The sequence below is a fragment of the Rhodococcus ruber genome (genome assembly GCF_027270735.1).
In the GTDB taxonomy this organism is placed as follows: domain Bacteria; phylum Actinomycetota; class Actinomycetes; order Mycobacteriales; family Mycobacteriaceae; genus Rhodococcoides; species Rhodococcoides rubrum_A.
Window position 1 is genome coordinate 39,033 of sequence record NZ_JAPWIJ010000006.1, and the last position, 12,391, is coordinate 51,423.

Sequence of the window (12,391 nt, forward strand, 5' to 3'; positions counted from 1 at the left end):
GTTCCGCGGGCTCCACTCCCTCGGGTAGGAGCACTAGCCCAGAACTCGCGCGATCCACGCGTCCGGGTTCTCGATCTCCGACAGCAGCGGCAGCGTGTCGGGGCCCGTCCACACGGTGTTGAAGCGTTCCATCCCCACCGCGGCGACGACGTGATCGACGAATGCCTTGCCTCGGACGTACTGCGCCATCTTCGCGTCCATGCCCAGCAATGCCCGGACGACGCGTTGGAGCGGACTGACCTTGCGTCGACGTCGCTGGTCGAACGCACCGCGAATCTGCGTCACGGTGGGCACCACGGCCGGTCCGACGGCGTCCATCACGTGGTCGGCGTGGCCTTCGAGCAGAGTGCCGAGCACCAGGAGCCGGTCGATGGCGTCGCGCTGTGGCTGGGGTTGGGTGGCGCGCAGCAGGCCGACGATGCCCGCATCCTCCGATTTTGTCGTTCCGCTCGGATTCTTGCGGGCCTTCAGCGCACCGGTCAACCGATTGGCGACGTCCGAGAGCGGCTCGTCGGTGCCGTCGGAGAGCACCCCCACGTTCTCGCGCATGTAGCCGCCGAGCCACGGCGCGGAGGAGAACTGCACTCGGTGCGTCACTTCGTGCAGGCACACCCACAGCCGAAAGTCGCTGGGTGATACGCGCAGCGCACGTTCGACGGCAATCACGTTCGGTGCAACCAGTAGCAACGTTCCGTTCTCCCCGGTGAACGGATCGTACTGTCCGAGAATGGCACTGGAGAGAAACGCCAGCATTGCGCCCGCCTGCAGGCCTGCGGGTTTTCCGCCGAGCAGCCCCGACGGTGGCGTGTCGTCGTCGTCCCCGGTGAGGTGCTTCATGGACGACGCGGCCGCAGCGATCCATCCTGCTCGATCGACCACCTGGGCGTCGGGCACCGGAAGTCCGTCGGCCAGACCGGTGGTCTCGCGAACCGGCCCCTCGGCTCGAATCGATGCGGCGGCAAGCTCTTCCACGGCCGCCTCGGCTGTGTAGCGCGAGGTGGCGGGCCCCGGGCGGGCCAGCTTGGCCCCGGCCTTGGCGGCTACCGACCAATCGACCGCACCGGCGAACCCGGACGTGCCCTCGTTCTCGTCGGCACTTGCCGTTGATGCTGACTTCACTGGCAACCACACAATCTCAAGGTCGATGCCACGGCATCGAGGGCGGGGCGACTGACCTCGGGTGGTCGGTCGTTCGACATCAGCGCAAAGGTCAGCACACGGCCGTCGACATCGACGACGTATCCCGCGAGAGCGCTTGCATTGGAAAGCGTTCCGGTTTTGGCCCGCACCCAGCCCGCTCCGGTTCGATCCCCCGAGGCATACCGATCCGACAGCGTTCCGGTGGCACCGGCGACGGGCAGGTAGTCGAGCATCGGGCGCAACGCCGGCTGCTGCGTTCCGGCGGCCGAGGTGAGCACCTGATCGAGCAGTCGGGCCGGAATCTTGCCGTCCACCGACAGCCCGCTGGCATCCTGCAGGGCCAATCCGGACATGTCGAAGCCTGCCGTGTAGAGCGTCTGCCCGATGGACGCCACCGCGCCGGAAAAGCTTGCTGCCGTGTTCATTTCGATCGACAGTTCGCGTCCGACCGCCTCGGCGAGGACGTTGTCGGAGCGATAGATCATCTGCTGCAAGCGGTTACGCAGCGGTGCGGACTGAACCGACGCCAGCTGATCGGCACCCTCGGCGGCTGTACCCGTCGTCACCGCGGCCGGATCGACACCCAGTCCCGCTGCGAGTGCGCGGCCGGCATCCAACGCCGGGGTGGTGCTGCGGGGCGACTCGTCGACGAGCGGTTCGGACCTTCCACCGTCGAGCATGATCGGTTCGATCGGGGTGATCGAACCGGCGGCGATGTCGGCCGGGAACCAGCCCTGCGCCATGGTGTCGCCGGAGTAGACAGAGGTGTCGACGCTGATGCTGCGTACCGTCGTTCCGCTGCGGCGGATCTGCTCCACCAGATCGTCGATGCGGGCCGCACCGGGGTAGAACCCGACGGTGCCGACCGGCAGTGCTGTGAGCGTGGGGTCTCCGCCTGCGATCAGCACGATGTTTCCGTCGCCGTTGCCCTGGACGACGCGGGTGGTGACGCGGTGATCGGCCGGGAGCGCGAGCATCGCCGCGGCGGCGGTGAGCACCTTGGTCGTCGAGGCCGGAGTCATCGGTGCATCGGGGTTCCGGGACCACAGAACCTGGCCGGTCCGTGCGTCGGCGACGGTTCCGGTGAAGGTGCCGAGATCGGAGTCGTCCACCACCCCGGCCAGTGCACCGGCCAGCCCCGCCGAGCTGGGCGACGGTGCGGACTCGGGAAACGCAGTGATCTTCGGGTTCGGCAGCACAGTGTCGGGAGGCGGCGCGATCGCGGTCTCGGCACCGTCGGACACCGACGGGAGCACCAGCGCGGCGGTCGTCACGGCGAGAATCACCACGAACACAGCGCACAGCGTCAGGATCAACCGCTTCTTCCTGCGTCGCCGGCCCGCTGTGGGACCGAGGAACCGCCGTGTCAGCCCCGCCACCGTTCCTCCGTCATTGCCGTGGTCGTACCCATGATCGTTCAGTCAACAGTATCCTCGGGTCCGGTAGCCTTGCGCCGCCACCATCGCCACATTCGTAACCGCTCGGGCCCTCCGGCTCGACGAAGACAGTAAGGACTGCACGTGCCGTTCGACGTCACCATCGAGATCCCCAAGGGGCAGCGCAACAAGTACGAGGTCGACCACGTCACCGGACGTGTGCGCCTCGACCGTTACCTCTACACCGCGATGGCGTACCCAGCCGATTACGGTTTCATCGAAAATACGCTCGGCGAGGACGGCGATCCGCTGGACGCACTGGTGCTGCTGCCCGAGTCGGTCTACCCGGGTGTCATCGTCGAGGCACGGCCTGTCGCGATGTTCAAGATGGTCGACGAGGCAGGCGGCGACGACAAGGTGTTGTGCGTACCGGCAGGCGACACCCGCTGGGATCACATCCAGGATCTGAGCGACGTATCGACGTTCGAACTCGATGCGATCAAGCATTTCTTCGTCCATTACAAGGATCTCGAACCCAACAAGCACGTCACCGGGGCAGACTGGGTGGGGCGCGCAGAAGCAGAAGCCGAAATCGCTGCATCATTCAAGCGCTTGACGGACAATCCGGGTCACTGATCGTTTCGGCACCACACACCTCGTTTCGGCCGTGCGCCGACGAAACACAGCTTGGGGAGACCTATGACCGACAGCAGTTCCAACGGCACCGCCGGTGACCGTCGCAATCTCGAGTCGCGGCCGATCTCGGATCCGACGCAGTTTCCCGACCTGCCGGTGACGGTCGTCCTCGACCGGATCCCCGTGCCGATCCTCGCTGTCGATCCCAGCGGTGCAATCGTCTTCGCAAACGAGGCCTTCGACGATCTGTTCGGTCTCGATCGCACCGAACGCGTGGACTTCCACCTGCACGACATCTTTCCCGACCGCGCACCGGAAGGGGTCAATGTCGCCGACATGTTCCTCACGACGGTGGCCACCCGCGCGGATTCGCTGTGGCGGATGACCGACAAGACCGGTGACGTCGTTCAGGTGCGCGCCAGCAAGTCGATCCTGCGCCGCACCGAGGACACCATCGTTCTCGTCGCGCTGGAAGATTTCACCGATCAGTTGTGGAACGACCCCAAGAGCGCCTTGCGCTGATCGGTCTCCGACGAACGAGTGACGGTGTGTGCCGGCGAGTCAATCGCCGGCGTACACCGTCGTTCTGTTTCCACCCGCGTGCTTGGACTCGTACATTGCTGTGTCGGCGTCGAGCAGCACACCACGCACCAGCTCGGCTGCGGCGTACGACGACACCGCAGATCGCCAGCGAGCGGCATCGAGCACGGCGACACCGATGCTGACCGTGACCGGCACGTCGTCACTCGCATCGTGCACCGACTCGCGAATATCGTCGGCGAGGTGGTCGTCCGAGTCGCCGCAGACCGGTACGGCGATCGTGAACTCCTCGCCTCCGGTACGCGCCACGCAGGGCCGTCCGCCCGTCGCGGCGGTGAGGCGCCGGGCCGTTCGGCGCAGGACCCCGTCGCCAACGGCGTGACCGTAAGTGTCGTTGACCAGCTTGAACTGATCGAGATCGACCACCATCAGCGCCACCGACTGCTCCTCCGTCAATCGAGCCATCATCCGGTCGAGCCGCAATTCCAGACCCCGTCTGTTGAGCAGACCCGTCAGAGAGTCGGTATTGGCGAGGTCGAGCTGGCGCTGAATGACGGCTCTGAACGCCAGTACCGAGTTGACCACCAACACCGTCACCAGCGTCCGCGCGACGATCGACGCGGGATCGTCCGGCTGCTCGACGACGGCCAGCACGGCGAGCAGAAGAATCACGGCGTTGACGAATGCCGTGTGGAACTTGAGCACGGTGCGCCGCGAGAAGTAAGCGATGTAGGTGCCGATCACCGAGAACATGGCTGCGCCGTACATGGCCAGATCCCGGTCGCCGAAGGTCAGCAACATGACCGCGACGCCCACGTCGGCGTAGACGACGAACCACCCGGGCATGTGCGAGGCGTCGACCGAACGCAGCCACCACCACGCTCCCACCGGGATCGTCGAGAGCAGCACGATCGTGCAGATCACGACGGCCATCACACCGACCGGCCCGTTGTCGGACAGCATGATGATCACACCGATCAGGCCGAACGACGGAGCGAGAACAGCGATTCCTCTCGCAACGCGGCGTTCGAGCCGCACCGAACCCGATCCTGGTCCGAGGTCGGAGGACTGGGAAGGTCGGTTGTGATCGGTTGGCACCACATTCCCTCCGTCCGTTCGGGCAGTTCGAGCGTCCGGGTGAGGCATTGCCTGCGTCCCGGTCGTCGCGGCTGGGATCTCGAGTACGAAACGACTCGACATCCGACGTTTCAGGTCTTTCGCGGGTCAGACGTTACCCGTGCGTGGGTCGGGTAGGTCCGGCCTGACGGTTTCGTAATCGGTCAAGAATCGATCCAACAGCCCGACCAGCGCAGACCTGTCGTCCCTCTCCCATTTCTCGATGACTCGCCCGAGTGCCTCGGTTCGGCGTTGCTGAATCGCCGCGGCCACTTCCTGGCCCGACTCCGTCACCGCGAGGACGAAGGCCCGACCGTCCCGTTCGTCGGGCAACCGCTCCACGTGTCCGCGTTCGACGAGCTGAGCGACCTGCCTGCTCACCGTCGACGGATCCGAATTCACCATGGCGGCAAGCTCGCTGGACCGCATCGGCCCATCACGCAAGAGCCGGAACAGGCAGACGTATGCGGCACCGTCGACGCCACCCGACGACGAGATCTGGGCGATGTTGCGCTCGCGCAGGCGCTGCAATCGAACCAGCTGCGTGCCCAACTCCTCGGCGAACTCGACCACGTCAGCTACCGGTGAACTGAGCCGGCCGCTTCTCGAAGACGGAGGTGATCGCCTCGGTGAGATCGTGCGAGGCGAGGAAAGCTGCGTTCCAGGCGGCGACGTAGCGCAGCGAGTCGTCGACGCTGGAGGATCGGGAATGGTCCAGCACGGTCTTGATGCCCTGCACCACCAGCGGCGGGTTGGCGGCAATGGCCGCCGCGCACTCGCGGGCGGCGGCGAGAGTGGCTTCGTGGTCCTCGAACACGTCGTTGACCAGGCCGATCTTCTCGGCGCGAGCCGCGTCGATGTCCTTACCGGTCAATGCGAGCTCACGCAGGTGGCCGTCGCCGATGATCGCGGGGAGTCGGGCCAGAGACCCCATGTCCGCGACGATCGCGACCCGCACCTCGCGCACGCTGAACTTCGCGTCGGCACTGGCGTACCGCACGTCGGCGGCGGTGATGAGGTCGACGCCTCCACCGATGCACCAGCCCTGGACTGCTGCGACGACTGGCTTGCGGCAGTCCGCGACGGCGTTGATCGCCTTCTGCATCGTCTTGATGGTGTCGTGGAAGGACGTCCGAGGACCGGCCAACGCCTTGTCTGCCATGAGCGGACCGAACGTGCCGGCCATCGCGGCCAGATCCAGTCCGTAGGTGAAGTTCTTACCGGAGCCCGCGAGCACTACTGCCCGAACCTCGGGATCTGCGTCGAGCTGTGCGAACAGCTCGGTGCTCTCGCTCCAGAAGTCGGGACCCATTGCGTTGCCCTTGCCAGGACCGAGAAGTGTCACTTGCGCGATGTGGTCCGCGATCTCGACAGAGAAGGCTTTCCAGGTACGTTCCGTCATGCGTTCGAGCCTAGCGGGATCGCCACAGATCGCCGCACCGCATGTTACGGCGCGTAACGTCTGCGCTAAGTCCCTGCTCAGCTCTGGTACATGTGCCAGAACAGGCCCACTATCGACACATGCTGATGCACCAGGGGCTGGGACTGGAGACATTCAACGACCTGCCGCGTCGCAAAGCGGTGCACGCACTGTACGAATGCTGCTGCTCGGTGGCGTGGGCGTCACGGGTGGCCGACGGCCGTAGCTACCGCTCTCGCGCCGACCTGTTCTCCACAGCCGACGCCGAACTGGCCGAGATGTCGGACAGCGACATCGACTCGCTGGCCTCGACGCTGCCGGAGCCCGGCAAAGTGTGTGCGGCCATGGATTCGGACACGCGCGGAGCGCTGGTATCCGCTGCTAGCGCCTACGACGAGCGATTCGGATTTCCGTATGTGACCAGCGTGATGTTCGGACCCGATGGATTCGAGCCGCGGGACATCCTGGTGGATCTGGGACACCGGCTCGACAACGACGACCTGACCGAGCGCAAGATCATGCGCAACGAGCTAGCGGAGATCAACCACGTTCGACTGAACCGACTGCTCGGCCCCGAGGGTGGTTGGCCTCCGTACTGAGCTGGCTCAGCCGAACAGTCCCACGACGCGACCGATCAATCCACCGGCAATCAAAATGGCCAACAGTGCCACGACGCAGATGATGATGATCGGCATCACTCGGCTGCGCTGCGGCGGTTCGTGGTTGGGGCCGCCGACACCTGTTTCGGCGGGTGGGGTATCTCCTGGGGTGACGCCGCCACCCGCTTCGAGTCCTGCGGTGACGTCGGGATCCGGATTCTGAGCATTCATCTTGCGTGGTTACCCGGTGCGGTCGCCCTCAATCGAGATGTGCCCTAGCTATCGCTCCGGCGAACAGTTCGGACACCGCGTCGGCGATGATTCCTTCGTCGATGTCCTCCGGATCCACCGAGTGTTCGACGGCCAATCCGGAGATCAAGGCCGTCAGTGACGTCGCGACGCGTCGAGCATCGAATTTCTCGCCGACGCCCCACTGGTCCGCGCGTTCGGCGATGAGACGTTCGAGCTCACGCCGCAGTGCTCGACGGTCGGCGCGGTAGCGCTCGGCGACGGCCGGGTCGCGTCCGGCCAGGATGCCGAATTCGACCGTCAACAGCGGCCAACGGGGTTCGGCGACCACCCACGAGGCGATCTCGTTTCCGCCTGCTCCTGCTGCTGCACCGGAGTCCAGATCGGAGATGTGGGCCAGCACGCGGGCTGCGAGGTCGAGTGAGCGTTTGGCGAGCAACTCGGCGAACAGGGCTTGCTTGGACTCGAAGTTCGAGTACACAGCCCCCTTGGTGAAGCCGGCACGGTCCGCGATATCAGTGAGTTTGGCTGCAGCATAACCACGTTCGGTGAACTCGTCGGCAGCGGCGGCGAGCAATCGGTCTCGTACGTCGGCGCGCTGCGGTCGTCGCTGCGACTGTGTCGACCCCCACTTTTCTTGCTCCACGGCATTCACGATACCTAGAGTATTGAATACCTCGGGTATCGACAAGACTCACGGAAATCGAGCCCGCAGATTTCACACGGTTCAGGAGTTCACCATGCGCAAGATGTCATTGCTCGCCGCCGCAGTCCTGGTGCTACAGCTCGGCTTCATCCTCAGCTACGTCTCGGCGTTCCATGAGCCGACGCCACACGCGATCCCGATCGCGGTGGTGACCGAAACCGGCCTTCCCGACGGACTCGATCAGCAGACCGCCGATCGCCTGAACACCATCGACGGCGCGCCACTCGACGCACGCACCGCAGTCGACACCGCCCAGGTCCGCTCGCTGCTCCGCGACCGCGACATCATCGGGGCCTATGTCGTCGGTGCGAACGGGACGGACACGCTCATCACCGCCAGCGCGGCAGGCAGTTCCGAGGCCACCGCGTTGCAATCGATCTTCACCGAGGTGGACGCCGCGCAGGGCCGTCAGTTCGTGGTTCGCGACGAGATCCCGGTCGGGGTGCACGACAACCGAGGGTTGTCCGGATTCTATCTCTCGGTCGGCTGGGTCGTCGGCGGCTATCTGCTGGCCGCCGCATTCGGATTGCTGATCGGCGCACCGTCCTCGCGCCGCGAAACCTACCTGCACGTCGGCATTCTCGCGGTGTACTCCCTCGCCTCCGGAGCGCTCGGGGCCTTCCTCACCACCCACGTTCTGGAAACCTTTGCCGGCCACTGGTTCCCACTCACCCTGCTGGGCACCGGCGTGGTCTTCGCCACCGGACTGGTCACCATCGGGCTGCGCGCACTGATCGGCGTCGCTGCGGTGCCCGCCGCGATCGTGCTGTTCGTGATTCTCGGAAACCCAAGCGCGGGAGGAGCTTTCGGATCCGATGTGCTGCCGTCGCTCTACGCCTCGATCGGGCGCTGGATCACCCCGGGCATCGGCACGGAGGGCGTTCGCAGCATCGTGTACTTCTCCGGCACCGGACTGGGACAGCCGGCACTCGGACTGGCGCTCTACATCCTGGTCGGTGTGGCACTCCTGGGTGCCGCGGCGTTGCGGCGTCGGCGCACACACAACCCGGTGAGCTCACGCGAGACCAGTAAAGTGTGATCCCATGACCGCCACCTTCCCCCTGCCACTGCCAGATCTCGCCGTCCGCACGCTCGGAGGCGCAGTCGTGTGGGCGAACGACGAGACGTTCGCGGAGAAGGAGAACCTCGTCAGTCCGGGCAAGGCCGATTATTCGACGGCGACGTTCGGGCACAAGGGCCAGATCTACGACGGTTGGGAGACGCGTCGGCGACGCGAGGCCGGATACGACGAGGCCATCGTGCGTCTCGGGGCACCCGGCGTCGTATCGGCGATCGTCGTCGACACCTCCTGGTTCACCGGCAATTATCCGCCGGAAATCTCGATCGAGGCCGCCGAGGTGGAGGGGTTTCTCTCCCCGGACGAGCTTCGCACGCAGACCGAGTGGACCACCATCGTCGCCCGTAGTCCGGTCGACGGTGACAGCGAGAACAGATTTCAGGTCACCTCCGACGCTCGGTGGACGCACGTGAAGCTGTCGATCTACCCCGACGGCGGAGTGGCACGGTTGCGGGTCCTCGGCCGCGGCAAGCCCGATCCCAAGTTTCTCGCGGCCGGTCCGGTCGATCTGGCCGCACTCGAGAACGGTGCCTACGTCTCGGCATGTTCCAACATGTTCTACAGCTCCCCCAACAACCTGCTGTTCCCCGGTCCTCCGCGGTCGATGGGCGAGGGCTGGGAGACCTCGCGTCGACGCAACGACGCGAACGACTGGGTGCAGGTGCAGCTGGCGGGCACCGGGCTCGTCCGCCTCGCCGAGCTCGACACCACGTGCTTCCTCGGCAACGCGCCGGGTGCCGCGTCGTTGCGCGGACGGCTCGGTGACGGCGAGTGGATCGAGCTGTTGCCGCGAACGACGTTGCAGCCCGACACCCGGCATCGCTTCGTACTCGACCACGAACCTCCGGTCTCGGAGGTCCGAATGGACATCTTCCCCGACGGCGGCATGGCGCGATTGAGACTGTTCGGTGATCTCGCGGGAGTGGAGCCTGCGGAATGACCAGATGAGCAAGCATCTGCGTAAAGAAGGCTGGGGCAATAGGGTTGGTTCATGTCCCGGCTACTTCATCCGAATGCAGCCCATGTGGCCGACACTCTGATCTCACGTGGTCATCACGGGGTGGTGGTGAACAGTCCGGAGGGCACCCACACCGCCGCCGATGCTGCTGCGGCACTGGGCGTCGAGGTGGGTGCGATCGTGAAGTCGATGGTGTTTCTGCTCGACGACGAGCCGGTGCTGTTGCTCGTGTCCGGTGCGCACAATGTTCATCTCGAGCACACAGGTGAGCGCCTCGGTGGCACGTTGGCGCGTGCCGATCTCGACACGGCCAAGCATGCGACCGGGCAGCCGATCGGCGGTATCGCACCGGTCGGCCACCCCACCAACCTGGATACCTTCGTCGACCAGGATCTGGCCGGGTATGCCGAGGTGTGGGCGGCAGCGGGTCACGTCAACACGATCTTCAGGTCCACGTTCACCGAGTTGGTGCGCATCACCGCGGGTCTGGCGATCGACGTCACCTGAACCCCGCACAAGCTCCGAGGGTGCGAATCCTCAGGATGCGAGTGTGGGGGCGATCTGCGATGTGCCGAGAACGGCATCGACGGCATCGATGTCGAACCGAGTGCCACGCGATCCGAGCAGGGGCAGTACCCCGGAGCTCAGGAAGGTCGCCTGCCGATCCACATCGTCGTGGACCTGCAACGTCACACCGTCGGCAACGTCTGCGGCGGTGACGTCGGAGATCAAACTGGCCAATCCCGACGGTGTGCCGACGTAGCGGATGGACGACGGGCTGATCGGTGCGTCCAGCCCGGCGAACTCGCGACGAGCCGTCCGCGCATCGGCCGCGATATGTACCTCGAGGTCGAGGAACACCGCGGTGCTGTCGGCCGACTCGCCGCGCTCGACGGCTTCGGCGCGCAGCCGCGCCCGTTGCTGCTGTGCTTCCCGCAGGTCGGAGGCTTGGATTCGGACGATGTCCGCGTCCGGAGCCACGGTCAGTTCGGACCAGATCGCGTCGAATTCGACGGCGACGCGAGTGTGGTTGTGCGACATGAGTGGTGGTCCTGATTCTAGAAGTCGGAGAACGCATTCGGTCGGAGCGGAGCCGAAATCGAACACGAACCGGACGCAGTGCGGCACAGATCCACGTATCTGTTGCACCAGTGGCGGTTGCCCAGCCACGCGACACTCACGGTCATGACGCCATGCTAACCGTCCGAGGGGGTGCACGGGGATCCAACCCCGGCTGCCCCGTCGACCAGGCCCGGGAAGGGTCGAGGATCCGGCACGGGGTTCCACCAACCGGCGTCCTCCTCGTAGTGCCAGTTCGGTCCGGACTCGACCAGGGCGGCGAGTGCGTCGACGAGTCGGTCTACATCGGCCGAGGAACTGCCGAGGCCGATGCTGGCTCGAACCGCGCCGTCCGCATGGTCCAGCCGGCGGAGCAGCGGATGTGCGCAGAACTTGCCGTCCCGCACTCCGATTCCGTGCTCGGCAGAGAGGTACGCGGCCACCTCACCTGGGTCGCGTCCGGCCACTGTGAAGGTGACGATGCCGACGGTGTCGGGTGCATCGGCCCACACCTGCAGCAGTTCGACGCCGTCCAGAGCGGTCAGTCCGCCTCGCAGGCGGGACGACAATTCGTGCTCGTGTGCCTGCAGCTCGTCGTCGTCGAATCCCGCGATGGCCTCACAGGCCGCAGCCAGTGCGGCCACTCCGAGCACGTTGGGGGTGCCGGCCTCGTGCCGCTGAGGTGCCGGGGCCCACTCCGTGTGGTCGATGCTCACGCTGCGCACCGCGCCGCCACCGGCCAGGTGCGGCTCGCCGACGTCGAGCCAATCACGTGCGCCCACAAGCACTCCCGCACCGAACGGGGCGTACAGCTTGTGCCCCGAGAAGGCGAGGTAGTCCACACCGAGTGCAGCGATGTCGATGCGGCGATGCGGAACCAGCTGAGCACCGTCCACTGCGATCCGGGCCCCGTGCCGATGCGCCAGAGCGGCAAGTTCCGCAACGGGGAGGACCTCACCGGTGACATTCGATGCACCTGTGATCGCCAGTAGTGCAGCAGGTTTCGCGGCCAGCTCGGCGTCGAGGCGGTCGATCGTCTCGGCCAGTGTCGACGCGGCCACCACCACTCGGCGATCACGCCACGGAAGCAGGTTCGCGTGGTGTTCGATATCGAGTACCACTGTGTCGCCCGGCACACACGCGGCCAGCAGATTGAGCGAGTCGGTGGTGTTCCGCGTGAACACCACCACCGAATCCTTCTGCGCACCAACAAAATCGGCGACGGTCACCCGAGCCTTCTCGTAGGCAGCCGTCGAGACGCGCGAGGCGTAGCCGGCACCTCGATGCACGCTCGAGTAGAACGGCAGCAGCTCCGCGATCCGATCGGTCACTGCCGCCAGGGCCGGCGCGCTGGCCGCGTAGTCGAAGTTGGCGTAGGTGCACGTGCCACCCTGCACCAGGGGTACCTGCAGATCCGTGCCCGAAACAGGGGCAAAAGGAGCACAGGGGCGGGAAAGTACAGATGTCATGACAGATCAAGCCCTCACGTTCGAGGGACCCGCAACCGAAGATTT

15 protein-coding genes are annotated in these 12,391 nt (G+C 65.6%); 6 read left to right on the forward strand and 9 right to left on the reverse strand.

The window, feature by feature from the left end; genetic code table 11:
• Window positions 1-33: 33 nt before the first annotated feature.
• Both O4220_RS14975 and dacB read right to left on the reverse strand, forming a co-directional pair.
• Window positions 34-1,131, reverse strand: a complete 1,098-nt coding sequence (locus O4220_RS14975) for a zinc-dependent metalloprotease (protein ID WP_420030399.1) — start codon at window positions 1,129-1,131, stop codon at window positions 34-36.
• The gene (gene dacB, locus O4220_RS14980; protein ID WP_269605515.1) at window positions 1,116-2,519 is read right to left on the reverse strand and encodes a D-alanyl-D-alanine carboxypeptidase/D-alanyl-D-alanine-endopeptidase; all 1,404 of its coding nucleotides are present in this window, start codon (window positions 2,517-2,519) and stop codon (window positions 1,116-1,118) included. Before dacB ends, O4220_RS14975 begins: the two co-directional genes overlap by 16 nt.
• A 141-nt stretch (window positions 2,520-2,660) precedes the next feature.
• Here dacB and O4220_RS14985 point away from each other — a divergent pair, with 141 nt between their 5' ends.
• Both O4220_RS14985 and O4220_RS14990 read left to right on the forward strand, forming a co-directional pair.
• Window positions 2,661-3,152 carry an inorganic diphosphatase gene (locus O4220_RS14985; protein WP_032380124.1) on the forward strand — a complete coding sequence of 164 codons (492 nt, stop codon included), beginning with the start codon at window positions 2,661-2,663 and terminating at the stop codon, window positions 3,150-3,152.
• Window positions 3,153-3,215: 63 nt separating this feature from the next.
• The gene (locus O4220_RS14990; RefSeq protein WP_269605517.1) at window positions 3,216-3,674 is read left to right on the forward strand and encodes a PAS domain-containing protein; all 459 of its coding nucleotides are present in this window, start codon (window positions 3,216-3,218) and stop codon (window positions 3,672-3,674) included.
• Window positions 3,675-3,713: 39 nt separating this feature from the next.
• Here the strand turns inward: O4220_RS14990 and O4220_RS14995 are convergent, their stop codons facing one another.
• From O4220_RS14995 to O4220_RS15005, 3 genes are all read right to left on the reverse strand, one after another.
• On the reverse strand, window positions 3,714-4,790 hold the full coding sequence (locus O4220_RS14995) for a GGDEF domain-containing protein (protein WP_269605519.1): 1,077 nt from the start codon (window positions 4,788-4,790) through the stop codon (window positions 3,714-3,716).
• Window positions 4,791-4,916: 126 nt separating this feature from the next.
• Entirely contained in the window at window positions 4,917-5,381 is a 465-nt protein-coding gene (locus O4220_RS15000; protein ID WP_269605521.1) for a MarR family winged helix-turn-helix transcriptional regulator, read from the reverse strand.
• 1 nt (window position 5,382) lies between these two features.
• Window positions 5,383-6,210 (reverse strand): crotonase/enoyl-CoA hydratase family protein, encoded by an 828-nt coding sequence (locus O4220_RS15005; RefSeq protein WP_269605523.1) that lies wholly within the window; start codon window positions 6,208-6,210, stop codon window positions 5,383-5,385.
• Window positions 6,211-6,329: 119 nt separating this feature from the next.
• Here O4220_RS15005 and O4220_RS15010 point away from each other — a divergent pair, with 119 nt between their 5' ends.
• Entirely contained in the window at window positions 6,330-6,827 is a 498-nt protein-coding gene (locus tag O4220_RS15010; protein WP_269605525.1) for a 2-oxo-4-hydroxy-4-carboxy-5-ureidoimidazoline decarboxylase, read from the forward strand.
• Between the two features lie 6 nt (window positions 6,828-6,833).
• Here O4220_RS15010 and O4220_RS15015 read toward each other — a convergent pair whose 3' ends face one another.
• Both O4220_RS15015 and O4220_RS15020 read right to left on the reverse strand, forming a co-directional pair.
• Complete coding sequence (locus O4220_RS15015) at window positions 6,834-7,058, reverse strand: DUF6480 family protein (RefSeq protein ID WP_269605527.1); 225 nt, start codon at window positions 7,056-7,058, stop codon at window positions 6,834-6,836.
• A 28-nt stretch (window positions 7,059-7,086) separates the two neighbouring features.
• Window positions 7,087-7,722 carry a TetR/AcrR family transcriptional regulator gene (locus tag O4220_RS15020; RefSeq protein WP_269605529.1) on the reverse strand — a complete coding sequence of 212 codons (636 nt, stop codon included), beginning with the start codon at window positions 7,720-7,722 and terminating at the stop codon, window positions 7,087-7,089.
• 94 nt (window positions 7,723-7,816) lie between these two features.
• Here O4220_RS15020 and O4220_RS15025 point away from each other — a divergent pair, with 94 nt between their 5' ends.
• The 3 genes from O4220_RS15025 to O4220_RS15035 are packed head-to-tail and all read left to right on the forward strand — an operon-like array spanning window position 7,817 to window position 10,325.
• Complete coding sequence (locus tag O4220_RS15025) at window positions 7,817-8,821, forward strand: hypothetical protein (protein WP_269605531.1); 1,005 nt, start codon at window positions 7,817-7,819, stop codon at window positions 8,819-8,821.
• A 4-nt stretch (window positions 8,822-8,825) separates the two neighbouring features.
• Window positions 8,826-9,800 (forward strand): allantoicase, encoded by a 975-nt coding sequence (gene alc / locus O4220_RS15030; protein ID WP_269605533.1) that lies wholly within the window; start codon window positions 8,826-8,828, stop codon window positions 9,798-9,800.
• 51 nt (window positions 9,801-9,851) lie between these two features.
• Window positions 9,852-10,325, forward strand: a complete 474-nt coding sequence (locus O4220_RS15035) for a YbaK/EbsC family protein (RefSeq protein ID WP_269605535.1) — start codon at window positions 9,852-9,854, stop codon at window positions 10,323-10,325.
• Between the two features lie 30 nt (window positions 10,326-10,355).
• On the opposite strand, the gene O4220_RS15040 is transcribed toward O4220_RS15035, so the two are convergent.
• Window positions 10,356-10,859: a hypothetical protein gene (locus O4220_RS15040; protein ID WP_269605538.1), complete on the reverse strand. Its 504-nt coding sequence runs from the start codon at window positions 10,857-10,859 to the stop codon at window positions 10,356-10,358.
• Between the two features lie 155 nt (window positions 10,860-11,014).
• A complete protein-coding gene (locus O4220_RS15045) occupies window positions 11,015-12,346 on the reverse strand; it encodes an aminotransferase class V-fold PLP-dependent enzyme (protein ID WP_269605540.1) in 1,332 nt (443 codons plus the stop codon).
• Window positions 12,347-12,391: the final 45 nt, after the last annotated feature.